The sequence below is a fragment of the Saccharopolyspora elongata genome (genome assembly GCF_004348985.1).
In the GTDB taxonomy this organism is placed as follows: domain Bacteria; phylum Actinomycetota; class Actinomycetes; order Mycobacteriales; family Pseudonocardiaceae; genus Saccharopolyspora; species Saccharopolyspora elongata.
In genome coordinates this window covers 1-15,569 of sequence record NZ_SMKW01000136.1, presented here as the reverse complement: position 1 = coordinate 15,569, position 15,569 = coordinate 1, and the positions used below count along the sequence as shown (strand labels likewise).

The following is a 15,569-nucleotide window of genomic DNA, read 5'->3' as shown; positions in this document are numbered from 1 at the left end:
CTGCCCACCCGACCGACCCGACCTGTCGTTGGATGAAGTGGACACGACTACCAGGATCTCCGATCCCGCCCTCACACTCATACCCGGCACTCACACCAGGTGTCTCATCTCATCCTGACAAAGAGGGAAGGGCTGCCCACTGGATACCGACAACAAAACCTACAACACCCTGCTCAGAGGCCTACGCGCACCCTGCGAACGCGGCTTCGCCCTGCTCACCCAACGCTGGCACACCCTCCAACACATCACCGCCAGCCCCCGCAAAATCACCACCATCGTCCAAGCCGCACTCACCCTCACCCGCCACGAACACGGCAAAATCCACTGAGATCACCTCACTTGAAAATAATCCCTACCCTTCTGGCCACAGATCCCGGCACGTTTGAGCCGAAATGGCACTGACACGCAGACTTGCACGTAGCGAGCAGATAACCGCACCTTCATGCCGCGCTACAGCAGCATGCCGACCACGGAAAAGAATTCTAGGGATTCCTCTCACTGACAGGGGTTCAAGTCCCCTCGGCCCCCTCCCACACGAACACAATCAGTTTCCGCACAACAAGACGGTGTGGCGCTGTGCGTGCACCGTCTTGTCATGCTTTGCAGCTGCCTCCGAGTGATCGGGGTGGTGGCCGTGAACCCTTCTTTGAAAGGTAGGACAGCCTTCAGCGGGGAACCGGCCCGGGCCGGCCTCCCGCCGGCGGCCCAGCCGCGCTTCAAGCACGATCCGGCACAAAGATCAACGCGCCGCAGCGTCAGATCAAGCCGTGGCGCAGCGCATAGGCGACCGCGTGCGCTCTGTTGCGGAGCCCGAGCCTGCTCATCATTCCGTGCAACACGCTCTTAACCGTGCGCTCGGAATACATCAGCTTCTCCGCGATCTCGCCGGTGCCCAACCCATCCGCGAGCAGCCGGAAGATCTCGATCTCCCGTGAGGAGAGACCGCTCAGCGTCAGGTCGCGCGGTCCCAAAGTGCTTTCCTGCAACTGCTTCATTCCCTGCAGCACCGCACACACCTGCTGGGCGGGCAGGTCACCACGGCCCTCACACGCATCCGAGATGGCTTGCAGCAGGCGTGATTTCGTCGTCACCTCCCCGCGCGGCACCAGCACGATCAAGCCGTGCTCGATGGCGGTCAGCAACTCGGCATGCCGCAGGTCGTCCGCGATGAGCACCAGACGAGAGACCGTAATGTCACTCAGGAGCTCGCACAGGCCGGAACTATCAGTGACCGCGACGGTGACTTCGGCCTCCTCACAATCGGCGACGAGATCGATACCGGAAGCCGGACGGAGCATTGCGTGCAGACCTGAGACTACGAGCGGATCGATGGCACGTACGGCGACCCGAATGCTCGTACGGCCCGCCTGCGCGGTGCTAACGGCGCGACGGGGGGCGCTTGGCCAGGCAGTGTGCGAAGTCATGTTCACAGAAAACCTCGTCAGTATCTCGGCTACCAGTCTTTCAGAGAGGCAGCTATCTGCACACTGAAAGCTGCCAGCTGAACGCCAATCGAGCCCGCCCGAAAGCAACACATGCATTCGGCCGCAACCCTTTCAGCCAGTCGTACAAAACGGTGTGTCAGCAGCACTACTCGCAAACGAGAAATACGACACGCGCAGCGGATGAGCCCGACCCTCGTACGCGTCGCCATCACACCCGAAATCCGAAACGAAGCACCGCACAGAAAACACGACCGGCACATCGACGTAGTCTGCGGATCGGCGAAGATCTACGGCCCCGCCTCCGTGGTGGCTGCTCGGCCAGGTGACGTGTGAGGTAATGCCCACTCCCGATCGTGTCCCGCTCTCCGCCAACGGCGACTGGTCGTCAGCAGAGGTGCTACGCGCGGGTGCCGGACTGCGCGCCACGCATGCCCATCTCGTTCGCCTCCTTACTCGGTCGGACCTAATTCTCGTCCGTCCGGCTCCGCGGCGACACCGTGCAAGTACCTGGCGACTACGTGAATTGCGGACGCTCCCCATCTATGTCGGTCACCGAGTCAAGGTTTAGTGTGGTCACGTGGTGACGCGGAGTGAGAAGGGCAGCCTCCCGGCGGAGGTGACCAGCTTCGTCGGTCGTCGCCGTGAGATGGCCGAGGTCAAGAAGGTCCTTCCGGCGGTGCGGATGCTGACCTTGACCGGTCCAGGCGGAGTGGGCAAGACCCGGCTGGCGCTGCGGGTGGCCATGCAGACCCGCAGAGCGTTCCCGGACGGGGTGTTCCTGGTCGAACTGGCCGCGCTGCAGGATCACGCGCTGCTGGAGCAGACCGTCGCCGACGCGATAGGGCTGCGCGACCAGTCTCGGGAGGTCCTGGTGGACCACCTGCGGGGCAAACAGCTCCTGCTGGTCCTCGACAACTGTGAGCACCTGGGGGCCGCGTGCAGGGTGCTCGCCGGTGAGCTACTCGCGGCAGCGCCGCGGTTGCGGATCCTGGCCACCAGCAGGCAAGCGCTCCGCACACCCGGAGAGCACATCCGGCCGGTGCTGCCCCTGCCGCTGCCCGATCTGGACGTGACCCCGGGCGATGACTCGGCCGCCGGGGACGCGATCCAGCTGTTCAGCGAGCGAGCCGCGGCCGTGGTGCCCGATTTCGTGGTCACCCCGGCAAACCAGGCCACCGTCGCGCGGATATGTCAGCAGCTGGACGGCCTGCCGCTCGCGATCGAACTCGCCGCCGCGCGGGTGCAAATCCTCTCGCCGGAGCAGATCCTCCAGCGGTTGGACGACCGGTTTCGGCTGCTCACCGCAGGCAGTCCCGCCGTGCTGCCTCGACATCGGACGCTGCAGGAGGTGATGAACTGGAGCTACGCGCTGTGCTCCCCGGCCGAGCAGAGGTTGTGGGCACGGATGTCGGTGTTCGTCAGGGGGTGTGACCTGGACGCGGCCGAGGCGGTGTGCGCCGGGGACGGCATCCCCCCGGAGGATGTCATCGACGCGGTGGCCGGATTGGTGGACAAGTCGGTCCTGGTCAGGGAGGAGGACGGCGACAGCGCCAGTGTCCGGTACCTGATGCTGGACACAATCCGCCACTACGGCAGGGAGAAACTACGGGCCGCTGACGAAGAGGCGGCCCTGCGGAGACGGCACCGGGACTACTTCTTGAAGCTGACCGAGCGGCACGCAGCCGAGTGGTTCGGTCCCGCCCAGGAGGAGATCGCTGTAAGGAGCCGGCGCGAGTTCGCCAATCTCCGGCTGGCGCTGAAGTACTGCCTGAACACCCCCGGGGAGTCCCAGACTGGGCTGCGGATGGCCGCGGCACTGCACTTCTACTGGTACGGTTGCGGCCCCCTTGCCGAGGGACGGCACTGGCTGGACCGGATGCTGACGCTGGACGTCACACCGAGCAGAGCGCGGGCCGCCGCGTTGTGGACCAACTCCCACCTCGCCGTCGCGCAGGGCGACCGCGCCGCGGCCGCCGACATGGCTGAGGAATGCTTCCAGTGGGCCAGGTCGGCCGGTGACAAGAACATGCTGGCCCACGGTCTGTTCGCGTTGGGAACAGTGGAGTGGGCCAACGGTGGCGACCTGCCGCGGACGCTGGCCCTGATGGAGGACTGCCTGGCGCTGTTCGAGGCACTGGGCGTGATGACGGCCGTCACGGCCATCGCCTACGTCACGATGAGCGCGACGCTCACCCAGCTGAACGATTTGGACCGCGCGATGGCGGTGTCGCAGCAGGCAGGCGCCCTCTGCGACCAGCACGGCGATCGATGGGCCCGAACGTACGTGCTGTACATCAGATCCCTGACGGAGTGGATGCGGGGCGACGTGGCTCGGGCACGCGCGTGTGCCGAGGAAGCCCTGCGGGATCAGCAGATCTTCAAGGACGCACTGGGCACTGTCTTCGTCATCGAGTCACTGGCCTGGTACGCAGGGAGCAGCGGGGAACACGAGCGCGCCGCCGTGCTGCTGGGAGCGGCGCACCGGCTTTACCCGATGGAGGGCAGCAAACCACTGGCCGACCTGCCGCGCTATTACCTAGTGCACGACGAGTGCGAACGGCAGACGCGCCATGCCCTCGGCGACCGCGGGTTCCAGACCGCGTTCGACCGGGGCGTCAGTTTCGAGAGCGCCCAGGCAGTGGCCTACGCCCTGGGTGAGGATGCCGACGGCACCACGTCGGCTCCGGCCGCTGCCGATGATCCGTTGGCCCAGTTGACCCGGCGAGAGCGGCAGGTCGCCGAGCTGATCGCCGAGGGACTGTCCAACAAGGACATCGCCGCTCGGCTGGTGATCTCCACGCGCACCGCGGAGGGACACGTACAAAACGTACTGACCAAGCTCGGGTTCACCAATCGCGTCCAGCTCGCCGCGTCGTTCGGCGAGTACCGGCAGGTCCGGAACCTGTGATCATCGTCCGTGCTCCGGTGTCGTGTTCGTCGTCGCTCGGTGGTCACGGCGGCGCGAGTGCGAAGTGCTTGTCCAGCCAGTCGGCGATCTCGGCTGCGGCGACGTGGTTGCCGCTGGGTTCGCCGTCGATGACGGGGCGCCCGAAATGCAGACCGCGGACCTCGGCGGTGGCGAAGTCCGCAGTACCGAGCGCGGCGATCATGCCTACACAGCGATCACATCGCGTATCCCAATTACATGAGCGGTCTCAGTCGTCGCGGGGTTCCCGGCCAAGTCCCTTCAGCCATCCCAAACGGCAAAACCATGACAGCCATAACCGAAACCCCTGAGTCCACCGATATCAAGAGTGACCAGTTCGAACCCTCTTTGAAAGGTAGAACAGCCTTCAGCGGGGAACCGGCCCGGGCCGGCCTCCCGCCGGCGGCCCAGCCGTGCTTCAAGCACGATCCGGCACAAAGATCAACGCGCCGCAGCGTCAGATCAGGCCGTGGCGCAGCGCATAGGCGACCGCATGCGCTCTGTTGCGGAGCCCGAGCCTGCTCATCAAGCCATGCAACACGCTCTTAACCGTGCGCTCGGAAAACATGAGCTTCTCCGCGATCTCGCCGGTGCCCAACCCATCCGCGAGCAGCCGGAAGATCTCGATCTCCCGTGAGGAGAGACCGCTCAGTTTCAGGTCGCGCGGCCCCAAAGTGCTTTCCTGCAACTGCTTCATCCCCTGCAGCACCGCACCCAACTGCTGAGCGGGCAGGTCACCACGGCCCTCACACGCATCCGAGATGGCTTGCAGCAGGCGTGTTTTCGTCGTCACCTCCCCGCGCGGCACCAGCACGATCAAGCCGTGCTCGATGGCGGCCAGCAACTCGGCATGCCGCAGATCATCCGCGATGAGCACCAGACGAGAGACCGTGATGTTACTCAGGAGCTCGCACAGGCCGGAACTATCAGCGACCGCGACGGTGACTTCGGCCTCCTCACAATCGGCGACGAGATCGATACCGGAAGCCGGACGGAGCATTGCGTGCAGACCTGAGACTACGAGCGGATCGACGGCACGTACGGCGACCCGAATACTCGTACGGCCCGCCTGCGCGGTGCTAACGGCGCGGGGGGCGCTTGGCCAGGCAGTGTGCGAAGTCATGTTCACAGAAAACCTCGTCAGTATCTCGGCTACCAGTCTTTCAGAGAGGCAGCTCCCTGCACACTGAAAGCTGCCAGCTGAACGCCAATCGAGCCCGCCCGAAAGCAACACATGCATCCGGCCGCAACCCTTTCAGCCAGTCATTCAAAACGGAACGCCAGCAGCATTACTTTCCGTGATCTTTCCCACACCGACGACTTCAAGGTTCTCGCCGTCGATCATCATCTAGACGATTTTACACTTCCTTCGGCCTGTCCTACGGACCAGGTCCGCCACCATTCGTGGGACGGTGCGGCGGCACGTTTCCCGAGGTAATCGACGCCGGGGTGCCCAGCTCAGCGAAGTTCGGTATCGCTTCGGCGATGCGACGAAGAACGCAATCCCCGTCCCGCGCGCTGAACACTTCTCCGAGTTCGCAACCGCAGCATAGTTCGTTGCCTCTCGCTCACGGATCAGTGGCGGAGGATCTCGGATGCTGCAATGTGAGCGGGACGGGGCTTCGAGGAACAGGTAATCGGCGTAGTCGCTGGATCGTACGCTGGCGATGGATCGCATCGTTACCTTCCTAAAATTCGCATTTCGGGGTTCCATGATTCACGCCTCGCTCGTCCACATCGGGCGATCGAGCAGGCGTTCCTGCCCGCCAACAGTTCCTAACCGGACGAGCCCCGCGCGAGCAGTCGGCCGAGGGCGGCCGTGGTATCCGCGTGGTCTGCTGGCACGACCGCCGAGTACAGGGCAGTCCAGCAGGACGGGCAGCAGTACTGCCGGAACACGACCGGCGCATCGACGTAGTCGGCGGGGTCAGCGAAAACCTGCGGCCCCGCCTCCGTCGACGGGCCTTCATAGCGGGCGAGTGACAACTGGTCGCCTGCGGCGGTGCCGCCGAGGATCTCGGCGCAGTGGCGGCACGCCACGAGGGTCTCGCAGTCACCGGCAACCTCGACCAGGTTGTCGTCGATCCGTTTGACCGCGGTCATCTGAGCCGTGCCCCGCGTCGTGCCCAGGACCAGCGACCGATCCTTGCGCCGGGCTCGATGGCGGTCGCGTTCGAAGGCAGTGGCGGCGTCGTCGACGGCCCCCTTTTCGATGACGACGCCGTAGACATCGAGGGCGCTCGCCGCGGTGATCTTGTGTTCTCGAAGGTCGTGAGCGACTGCTTCGGGATCGCGCTTCAGCGGGTCGCCGTAGCCTCCGCCGCCCTGCCAGGTCATCGCGAACACCTCACCGGGTGCGAGATAGCTCGAAGCGTAGTTCTGCCCTGGTTCGAGCGTGTCGCTGACCTCCTCCAGCTCAGTCGGGATCCGTCCGGAAGCGAGAACGTCGGCGACACGACTCTGCCTCGCGACCACGTCGAGTCCGCTGTTGCCGGGGTACCCGCCGCAGAGTCCGCCGTTCTGAGCCACGGCCTTGCCCGCGGACGCCAGGACGAGCCCCATCGGAAGGCTGGTTCCGTGCGGGGTGATCGCGATCGACGCACCAAGCCCACCCCGGTGCCTGCCGGGCCCGCCGGAGTCCGGAACCTCGCGCCGCCACAGCGTCAGGACGGGGTAGAGGAACTCGGTCATCTCGACGTCAGGTACGCGCCCCATTGGGATGCAGAACAGCCCGCCTGTGTCGATGCCGTCGGCGTGCGGTTTGGCGCCGTATCCGCCGGCCATCGGCTCCATGATGATGTTGAGGAACGGCACGGGCTGCTCGCCGCGCTCGTCGAGGCCGGCGATCACGGCCGTGTCCCAGGTGCCACAACAGGTGGCCTGCACGTTCTTGCCGAGCTCGAGATCACGGTCGAGCATCTGCGACAGGCACTCGGCGACGAGGCTGCCGGTGAGCCAGGCCGGGCCGATCGGGCCGCGGCCCACGGCCGCCGGGAACGTCGCGTTGTTGAGGGTGCCCTCCTCGGTGACCAGGTCGAAGCAGCGCATCAGCCCGCCCGCGGACCACGGGATGTCGTTGGCGAGGATCGGCAGCAGCGCGAGCATTACACCGCCGCGCATTCCGGCGTAGGTACAGTTGATGACGCCGGCCTGTGGGTCGGTGCCGCTGAAGTCGAACGTCAGATGGTCGCCGGTCTTGGTGGTGGTGACCGTGATCTTGTGCAGGTTTCGGTCGCCCTCGTGCGACTGGTCCTGGTAGCCGGTGGCCGACCAGCTGCCGTTCGGGAGCGCGGTGAGCTTGTCGCGCAGCCTCGTCTCGGCGTCGGACATCATGCGCTTCATGACAGCCTTGACCGTGTCAGGGCCGTACTGGTCAATCAAAGTGTGCAGGCGCTCGGCGCCCACGTTGTTGGCGCCGATCTTGGCGCGCAGGTCGAGACCAACAAGCATCGGCACGCGAGACCGACGTGTCCACATGTCCGCGATGTCGCGCTGAAGTCGGCCTTCTCGCACGACCTTGACCGGCGGGGTGGGCAGGGACTCGGAAAACACGTCCTGCGCTGCCGGGGAGAACGAGCCGAGGCCGACGCCGCCCAGGTCGGGCTGGTGCGCGATGGCACTGGTCCAAGCGAAGAGCTTCCCGTCGTGGAAGACCGGCTGGTACACGATCACGTCGTTCTGGTGCAGCCCGCCGCCGACCCAGGGGTCGTTGCACAGGAACATGTCGCCCTCGGCGATGCCGGGGTTGACCGACCGGTGGCGCAGCGTCCAGTAGATCGCCAGGTCGACCGCACCGACGAGCATGGTGTTGTAGAGACCGACCTGGACCTCCTGGCCGAGCTCGTCGGAGATGGCGAAGTCGAAGTCGTTGGCGTCGGTGACGATCGGCGAGCCGGACATGCGCTTGAGCGCCTCGCCCATCTCGTCGGTAACCGACCACAGCCGGTGCCGGATCACCTCGTAGGTCAACGGGTCGAGCGCGTCGACCTGGCCCTGGGCAACCGTGTGCACATCCAAAGTGGACGGTAGTGAGCGCTGCAGCTCGGCGGGGTCGACTGGGCGGCTGGAGTAGACCTCCGAGCCGGGCACCGGCATGGTCACGACGCGCTCCCTGCGGTAACGGCGGTGCGAGCGGGTTGGATGGCGCGGGCAGCGTTGGTGCGGATGATCAAGTTGCCCAGGTGGTCAACGGTAGCGGTGGTGCCGTCGGGAACGACGACGGTCGTGGTGGGCACCTCGACGATCGCGGGACCGGTCAGCATGTGCCCGGCGCGCAACTCGCGGTAGTCGTAGATCGGGGTTTCGACATATCCGCCGCGGATGTCGAGGCAAACCGGGCGCGTGGCGATCCACGCGCCCGACGGATCGGCGGAGTCCGCCGCGGGCACCCCGGGCAGCTCTGGACTGAACGGCAGCACGCCGGTGCCGCGCACACGGAAGGTGATGGCCTGGATGCCTGCCTCGCGGAATCCGGTGTCTTTGCCGTACAACGCCGCATAGCGCTCCTCGAACGCCGCAGCGGCCTCCTCGATCGCGGCCATGTCGAGCGGTCCGTTCGCGACCGGGGCCGTGACCTCGGCGAGCTGCATCGTGTAGCGCATATCGATCTCGCGGTGCAGCTCGATGGTCTCGAACCGGACGCCTTGGCGGCCGAGGCCGTCGAGAACCCGCTTCTCCAGCTCGGCGAAGTCGCGCTCGGCGCGCGTGGGATCGAACGGCACGATCGTCGGGTCGGATAGTTCCGCGGCGAGCACGATGTCGGACGAGGCGAGCCCGAAGGCGGAGAAGGCCGACGCGACCGGCCCGAGCGGAACGACGACTTCGCTGACCCCGATCTCGGCCGCGTAGCTCGCACAGTGGGCGGGACCCGCACCACCGAACGCGTAGAGCACAAAGTCACGCGGATCGTGCCCGGCCTCGACCACGGTCTTGCGCAGCAGATCGCCGGTCTGGGCGTTCTGCACCGTGTAGATCGCGGTCGCAGCTTCCTCGACGGTGAGCCCCAGCGGCTTGGCGATCCGGGTCTCGATCGCTCGACAGGCCAGCTCGGTCGACAGCGGTTTGCGGCCGCCGAGCAGACCCCGCTCGGGCAGGATGCCGAGCACGAGGTTGGCGTCGGTGTTGGTTGGCTCGGTGCCGCCGTTGCCGTAGCACGCGGGGCCGGGAACTGCCTGCGCGCTGCGCGGCCCGATGCGCAGGTTGCCGCCGGCGTCGAGCCACGCGATTGCGCCACCGCCGGACCCGATCGCGTCGACCCGCAGGGTAGGCACGTTGATCGGGTGGTGGTTGATCACGGTCGTGGTGTCGCGGACCGGTTCGCCATCCACGACGAGACCGGCGAGGAAGGTAGTCCCGCCGACGTCGGTGGAGATGATGTTGCGGTGACCGAGCTGGCGGCCCAGCGCGACCGAGCCCACCACGCCGCCGGTGAGCACGGAGCCGACAGTGCTGATCGCGGTGGCCGGGGCCTCCTGCGCAGCCACCGCGCCTCCGTTGCTCTGCATGACCAGCAACGGCCCGGCGAGCCGGTTCTCGCGCAGCGCGGCCTCGAGCGCGGTCAGGTAGTCGCGCAGGCCCGGCCCGATCTGGGTGCTCATGATCGTGGTGGCATTGCGGGAAAACTCGCGGATGCGGGGGCTCACCTCGCAGGACAACGCGACGAAGACGTCGGGGTCAGCCTCGGCGACCAGCTCCCGCAGGCGCCGTTCGTGCACGGGGTTGCGGAACGACCACAGCAGGGACACTGCGATCGCACGTACGCCGTCGTCAAGGAGAGCGCGGATGGCGGCGCGTGCCCCGTCCTCGTCCAGACCCACCACGACGTTGCCGTCCCGGTCGATGCGCTCGGTGACCTCGATGGCATGCCGTTTCGGCAGCAGCGCGTGGTCTTTGGCCTGTCCGAGGACGTTCTGCAGCTCGTGCGGCGAACGGCCGAGGTAGCGACCCTCGACGTTCATGATGTAGATCGAGTCCCGGTGCCCCTTCGTGGTCAGGAGACCGACCGGCGGCACGTTCCCCGTCACCAGCGCGTTCAGCGATGACGTCGTGCCGTGCGCGATGTGGTGCGTCTGGGCGAGCATCTCCGGCATCGACATCCCGAGTTGTTCGGCCAGTAGCCCGAGCACGTCCAGAACGCCTCGCGAGTAATCCGGCGGAGTGGACGGAGACTTGGCGGCGAGCACGGTCCCGGCGTCGTCGAGAACGGCGTCGGTGAACGTTCCCCCGACGTCCACGCCGATGACAAAGGTCATGACACACGCTCCTTGCGACGACGAGCACCTCTACCAACGGAGACGTAGACTATTAAACACTTCGTTCGAGCCAAAGCCATGACGTGACCAACCACCCAATTGGAGTCAAGGCCTTGACGCCGTGGCTTCTGGTACGTCAAATAGTCGACTCAACTGTCAAGGCACTGGAGGTCCGGATGCAACTACGTCGGGCCGCTGTACTGGGCGGGGGTCCCGGCGGGCTCTACGCCGCGCGTCTGCTCAAACTTGCGTACCCCTCGTGCGACGTCAGCGTGCACGAGCAGGGAACGCCGGACGCGACGTTCGGCTTCGGCATCGGTCTGGCCGCGGGAACGCAGCGCAACCTCAAGGAAACGGACCCAGACACGCTGCGCGACATCGTCGCGGTGGGCTGCCGCCACGACATGACGATGCAGGTCGGCGGACGCGTCGCACGCGTGGACAACAATCGCCTCATCGGCATCGCTCGAACGGAGCTTCTCTCAGTGCTGCAATCGCACGCGGAGAAGGTCGGCGTGCGGCTGGAATTCGGCACGCGGCGCACCGCAGACGAGCTCGACGCGGACATCGTGATCGCCGCCGACGGGATCAACAGCACGACCCGGGAGTCCGGGCCGTTCGGCACGCGGATCGACACGGGGCGCGGCCTATATCTGTGGTGTGGCACCGACTTCGCCCTCACGGACGCCGTCTTCGCTCCGGTCCGCACCGAGCACGGCATCTTCGTCACGCACGCGTATCCCTATTCGGACGGCCGCAGCACGTTTTTGATTGAGACCGACGAGGCGACCTGGCGCCGCGCCGGTTTCGACACCTCTACCGCGGAGGCGCCTTCTGACGCATCTGACGAGAAATCGTTGCGCTACCTGCAAAAGGCGTTCGCCGAACAACTGCGGGGCTATCCGCTGATCGGCAACCGCACCCGTTGGCTGCGGTTCCGGACCGTACGTTGTGCACGCTGGTCCGCTGGCCGCACCGTGCTGCTCGGCGACGCCGCGCATACGGCGCATTTCTCGATCGGATCCGGCACGAAACTGGCGATGGAGGACGCGATCGGCCTGGTCGGGGCTCTGCGCGACGAACCGGACCGGGCCTCGGCATTCGCGCGCTACGAAGCCATCCGCCGTCCTGCCGTCGAGCGCCTGCAGGAGCTTGCGCGCCGCAGTCAATTGTGGTGGGACTCGTTCCCCTCCCGACTGCATCTGCCGATTGAGCAGCTGATGGTCGCCTACATGTCCCGCGCGGGCAACGTGCCGCTCGACCGGTTCGCCGCCACGAGTCCCGACGTCGTCGCCGCCGCACTCGAGCAGTACGCGGGCAGCGCCGGCCCTGCTGACCCGGCCGGGGTCACGGCGTGGGTACTGGACCAGCCGCTGATCCGCGACGGCGAGCACTTCCCGCGTCGCCGGATCGATCACCTCACCAGGAAGTTCGTCACCATCAGTGACGTACTCACCGATCCGTGGGGCGATACCGGAGATGCCGTGGTGGCACGAGCGCGCCGCGCGCTCGCAGATGGAGCCGAGGGTTTCCGGGTCACCGGGCCCCCGGACCGGCCCGCCTTGCTGACTAGGCTGGACCTCGCCGAGCGGATCCGCACGGAGGTCGGAGGTCTCGTCGTGGTGGAAGGGCCTGCTGAGCTGCGCGACGACTTCGCAGCTGGCCTGGTGAGCGCGCGCACCGACTTGGTTGCGTTCACCGGTGAGCGGACCGAAGAGGAGGGTGCATGAACACCGCGCACTGGGGCGGCAAGGTCGTCGACTACCCACCGGACGCAGTGCGGGCCTACCGCGATGCCGGGCTGTGGGGCACCCGCACGCTCGCCGACGAGCTACACCAAGTCGCGCTCGCCCACCCGGACCGCGACGCGGTGGCGGCGCTGGACGGGCGGCTGAGCTACCGCGAACTCGACGAGCGCAGCGATCTGCTCGCCGCTGGGCTGAACAGGATCGGCCTGGCGCCTCGCGACCCGGTGCTGTTCCAGGTCACCAACCGGCTAGGAACGGTGGTCGCTTGGTACGGGGCGCTCAAGGCCGGCCTGGTGCCGGTGTGCACACTCGCCGCGCACGGCGGCCATGAAGTCCGTGCGATCAGTCGCCGGGTCGGCGCCACGGCGCACCTCGTCGAGGCAGGCACCCGCGGGACCGACCTGGTCGACTTCGCCGTCGGACAGCAACGCGGACACCCGACATTGCGGCAAGTCCTGATACTCGGCGGCCGGGACGGCGACTCCCGCGGTGCCGCGATCGAAAGACTCGGCCGTGACCTCGACGCGCAGACGGCCCGCGAGACCGTCGAGGAGATCCAGTCCAGCGTCGCCCCAGACGACGTCGCGGTGTTCCAGCTCTCCGGCGGAACCAGCGGCGTGCCGAAGATCATCCCGCGGCTACACGCGGAGTACTGGTACAACGCGGTGGCCTACGCCCGCTCATGGGGCTGGGACACCACGACGCGCGTAGCTCACCTGATCCCGATCATCCACAACGCGGGAATCACCTGTGCCGTGCACGGCCCGCACAGCGTCGGAGCGTGCCTGGTCCTGGGCACTCCCGACCTCGACGAATCCCTGCCCCTGATGGCCCGCGAGGGCGTGACGCACGTGCTGCTCGGTCACGGGCACTTCAACGCTGTCGCCCACCCGGAGTTCACGGCCGCGACGAGGGCGGTAACCCAGGTCGTGCTGTCGGGCACCAAGGTGCCCCCCGCCCTATTCGACGACCTCGAACGCTGCGGCCTGTGGTCCGGGCAGCTGTTCGGCATGGGAGAAGGCATGTTCCTCACCACCCGGCCTGGTGCTCCCCGCGACGCCCGTGCGACCACCGTCGGCACGCCACTGTCCGAAATGGATGCGGTTCGGATCCTCAAGCCTGGCACCGAGACCGAGGCGCCCGACGGCGAGACCGGCGAGTTGTGCTGCCGCGGCCCGTACACCTTGCGCGGCTACTTCGACGCCGCGGACCACAACACGAAGACGTTCACCTCCGACGGCTTCTACCGTACCGGCGATCTCGCCTCGATCCGCCTGGTCGAGGGTGAGCGCTACGTGTCCATCGAGGGCCGGATCAAGGACCTCGTCAACCGGGGCGGCGAGAAGATCAGCGCTGCTGAGGTCGAGCTGTTGCTCCTGCGGCATCCTCGCGTCACCGCGGCCGCCGTCGTGGCCATGCCCGATCCCCGCCTCGGCGAGCGGACGTGCGCGTACCTGGTGGTCGAAGGCCAACCACTCGACCTATCCCAAGTGCGGCAGCACTTCGCGGACCTGCAGGTGGCGAAGTTCAAATGGCCCGAACGCATTGAGCACCTCGCCGAGATCCCGCGCACGCTCATCGGGAAGGTCGACAAGAATCGACTGCGGGCCGACATCGCAGCGAAGGTCACCGCCGAACGTGAAGACTCGAGGAGGACCTCATGACCAGGTACCGGATCAGACTCGTCGTCCCCGGCTCGAACGTCACCCCCTCCCTCGACCTGGTCGCACCGGTCGAGCAGGAATCCGGGCTGCCGGCGGTGGCCGCAGCCGGCGCGTACAGCCTGCTGGGGGACCTGCGGCTGGCGCCGGAGCTTCCCGGCGCGGGCAGCCTTCTCGCGGCGGCAACACCTCTACCATCACAGCTATGAGCGGCGGTACACCCCGGGCAAACGCCCGCAAGAAAGCTGGAGAGGCGTCGTCCCAGCGCGGAAGCGGCGGCGGCGAGCCCAGTGCGCGGGTGAGCACGGCGCGACGCGAACTGGTGGAGAACGAGCTCTACGAGCACGCAACTCGGTTGTTCGCCGAACGCGGGTTCGCAGGCACGAGCTTGCAGGACATTGCCGACGCACTGGGCATCACGCGGCCCGCGCTCTACTACTACGTCAAGAGCAAAGACGAGCTGCTGGCCAAGCTCGTCACCGAGGTCACCAACGGGCCGCTGGACGAGCTCAGCGAGCTGGCCGCACGGTCGGAGCTCGACCCGGTCGCGAAACTGCGCGGCGTCGTCGAGGTCATAGTGGCGCGGCGCGCTACGCAGCCCGCCCGGTTCCGGCTGCTGATCCGCTCCGAGGCCGAACTGCCCGAAGAGCTCACCGCCGCCTACGCCGACAGCCGCCGAGCCGTCCTCAAGACGATCGCCGGGGTCATCGAGGCAGGCGTGCGCACCGGACAGTTCCGGCCCGTGGACTCGCGCATCGCCGCGCTCGGCGTGCTCGGCATGTGCAACTGGGTCGCCTGGTGGTTCCACCCCGGTGGCCGCGACACCACTGAGACCGTCATAGAGCAGCTCTCCGACATGGCCGTCGGCGCACTGCGCCGCGCCGATCACCATGTCCTGGACGGCGCAGGTCCCACGGCCGCGTTGAAGATGCTGCGCGAAGACCTCGACTACCTGGAACGCATCCTCGACCTCTGAGCATTCGGCACATACGTCAAACCGCTAGCCCGATCGTTAAGCCGCGTCCCCGCCAGCTGCGCGAACATCTTCATCTCGCCGATGTGCTGCGCAAGCACATGGTGCGGTCATGGTGATTCGCGACCTCCGATGCCGTCGCAGGGCAAGCTCTCGACCGCGTCGGCCAGTGTCCCCACCACGCCCCAAGCGGGACAGGCGCCAAGGTCGACCCACGCCACAAGGAGAAACGCGGGATTGCAGGTGAGGTTTGAAACAGATCGTCGAACCTGCGACGAGAATCATCGCAGGACCATCGGTGCAGTTTGGTACGGATCTCTCGTGCCCGTCGTTCGGCCCATGACAGGGGACAGGGCCATCTCTAGTTCGTCCGTAATCAGGCTCTTCACAGTTGAGGGTGTAGCGCGGGCTATTGGGTCGGTGGCGGTGTAGAGGTCCGGTAGTTGTCAAGTCAAATTGAGACGGGTTGTGTTTAGTTGACTGGTTGCTGATCTTCGGTGGGTTGGTTGATCCAGGCCGCTTTGGGTAGTGCGGGTGGCCGGGGTCGGCGGGTGAAGCGTTCGGG

11 protein-coding genes are annotated in these 15,569 nt (G+C 66.6%); 6 read left to right on the top strand and 5 right to left on the bottom strand.

Translation table 11 applies throughout. The features are described 5' to 3' along the window. Positions 1-139 precede the first annotated feature (139 nt). The gene (locus E1288_RS44040; RefSeq protein ID WP_132494995.1) at positions 140-328 is read left to right on the top strand and encodes a transposase family protein; all 189 of its coding nucleotides are present in this window, start codon (positions 140-142) and stop codon (positions 326-328) included. A 427-nt stretch (positions 329-755) separates the two neighbouring features. Here E1288_RS44040 and E1288_RS44035 read toward each other — a convergent pair whose 3' ends face one another. After that, positions 756-1,298 (bottom strand): helix-turn-helix transcriptional regulator, encoded by a 543-nt coding sequence (locus tag E1288_RS44035; protein WP_235884237.1) that lies wholly within the window; start codon positions 1,296-1,298, stop codon positions 756-758. A 724-nt stretch (positions 1,299-2,022) separates the two neighbouring features. On the opposite strand from E1288_RS44035, the gene E1288_RS44030 reads away from it, so the two are divergent. Further along, positions 2,023-4,353 (top strand): ATP-binding protein, encoded by a 2,331-nt coding sequence (locus E1288_RS44030; RefSeq protein ID WP_132494991.1) that lies wholly within the window; start codon positions 2,023-2,025, stop codon positions 4,351-4,353. A gap of 43 nt (positions 4,354-4,396) precedes the next feature. Here E1288_RS44030 and E1288_RS47685 read toward each other — a convergent pair whose 3' ends face one another. From E1288_RS47685 to E1288_RS44015, 4 genes are all read right to left on the bottom strand, one after another. After that, a complete protein-coding gene (locus E1288_RS47685) occupies positions 4,397-4,555 on the bottom strand; it encodes a hypothetical protein (RefSeq protein WP_165968597.1) in 159 nt (52 codons plus the stop codon). 273 nt (positions 4,556-4,828) lie between these two features. Further along, positions 4,829-5,371: a helix-turn-helix transcriptional regulator gene (locus tag E1288_RS44025; protein ID WP_235884236.1), complete on the bottom strand. Its 543-nt coding sequence runs from the start codon at positions 5,369-5,371 to the stop codon at positions 4,829-4,831. A 776-nt stretch (positions 5,372-6,147) separates the two neighbouring features. Continuing rightward, positions 6,148-8,472 carry a hydantoinase B/oxoprolinase family protein gene (locus E1288_RS44020; protein WP_132494987.1) on the bottom strand — a complete coding sequence of 775 codons (2,325 nt, stop codon included), beginning with the start codon at positions 8,470-8,472 and terminating at the stop codon, positions 6,148-6,150. Beyond that, the gene (locus E1288_RS44015) at positions 8,469-10,622 is read right to left on the bottom strand and encodes a hydantoinase/oxoprolinase family protein (protein ID WP_132494985.1); all 2,154 of its coding nucleotides are present in this window, start codon (positions 10,620-10,622) and stop codon (positions 8,469-8,471) included. Before E1288_RS44015 ends, E1288_RS44020 begins: the two co-directional genes overlap by 4 nt. A gap of 176 nt (positions 10,623-10,798) precedes the next feature. Here E1288_RS44015 and E1288_RS44010 point away from each other — a divergent pair, with 176 nt between their 5' ends. The 4 genes from E1288_RS44010 (at position 10,799) to E1288_RS43995 (ending at position 15,007) form a co-directional block, all read left to right on the top strand. Further along, a complete protein-coding gene (locus tag E1288_RS44010; protein WP_132494983.1) occupies positions 10,799-12,352 on the top strand; it encodes an FAD-dependent monooxygenase in 1,554 nt (517 codons plus the stop codon). Then, entirely contained in the window at positions 12,349-14,034 is a 1,686-nt protein-coding gene (locus tag E1288_RS44005) for a (2,3-dihydroxybenzoyl)adenylate synthase (protein WP_132494981.1), read from the top strand. Before E1288_RS44010 ends, E1288_RS44005 begins: the two co-directional genes overlap by 4 nt. Beyond that, on the top strand, positions 14,031-14,240 hold the full coding sequence (locus tag E1288_RS44000; protein WP_132494979.1) for a hypothetical protein: 210 nt from the start codon (positions 14,031-14,033) through the stop codon (positions 14,238-14,240). The genes E1288_RS44005 and E1288_RS44000 overlap by 4 nt, the downstream gene beginning before the upstream one ends. 89 nt (positions 14,241-14,329) lie before the next feature. After that, entirely contained in the window at positions 14,330-15,007 is a 678-nt protein-coding gene (locus E1288_RS43995; RefSeq protein WP_328592563.1) for a TetR/AcrR family transcriptional regulator, read from the top strand. The last annotated feature ends 562 nt before the right edge of the window (positions 15,008-15,569 follow it).

What these genes read in the sequence shown, in the direction of transcription:
- E1288_RS44035 (WP_235884237.1), bottom strand. Translation starts at nt 1,298, where the DNA reads ATGCTCCGTCCGGCTTCCGGTATCGATCTCGTCGCCGATTGTGAGGAG.
- E1288_RS47685 (WP_165968597.1), bottom strand. Translation starts at nt 4,555, where the DNA reads ATGATCGCCGCGCTCGGTACTGCGGACTTCGCCACCGCCGAGGTCCGC.
- E1288_RS44025 (WP_235884236.1), bottom strand. Translation starts at nt 5,371, where the DNA reads ATGCTCCGTCCGGCTTCCGGTATCGATCTCGTCGCCGATTGTGAGGAG.
- E1288_RS44015 (WP_132494985.1), bottom strand. Translation starts at nt 10,622, where the DNA reads ATGACCTTTGTCATCGGCGTGGACGTCGGGGGAACGTTCACCGACGCC.
- E1288_RS44010 (WP_132494983.1), top strand. Translation starts at nt 10,799, where the DNA reads ATGCAACTACGTCGGGCCGCTGTACTGGGCGGGGGTCCCGGCGGGCTC.
- E1288_RS44005 (WP_132494981.1), top strand. Translation starts at nt 12,349, where the DNA reads ATGAACACCGCGCACTGGGGCGGCAAGGTCGTCGACTACCCACCGGAC.
- E1288_RS44000 (WP_132494979.1), top strand. Translation starts at nt 14,031, where the DNA reads ATGACCAGGTACCGGATCAGACTCGTCGTCCCCGGCTCGAACGTCACC.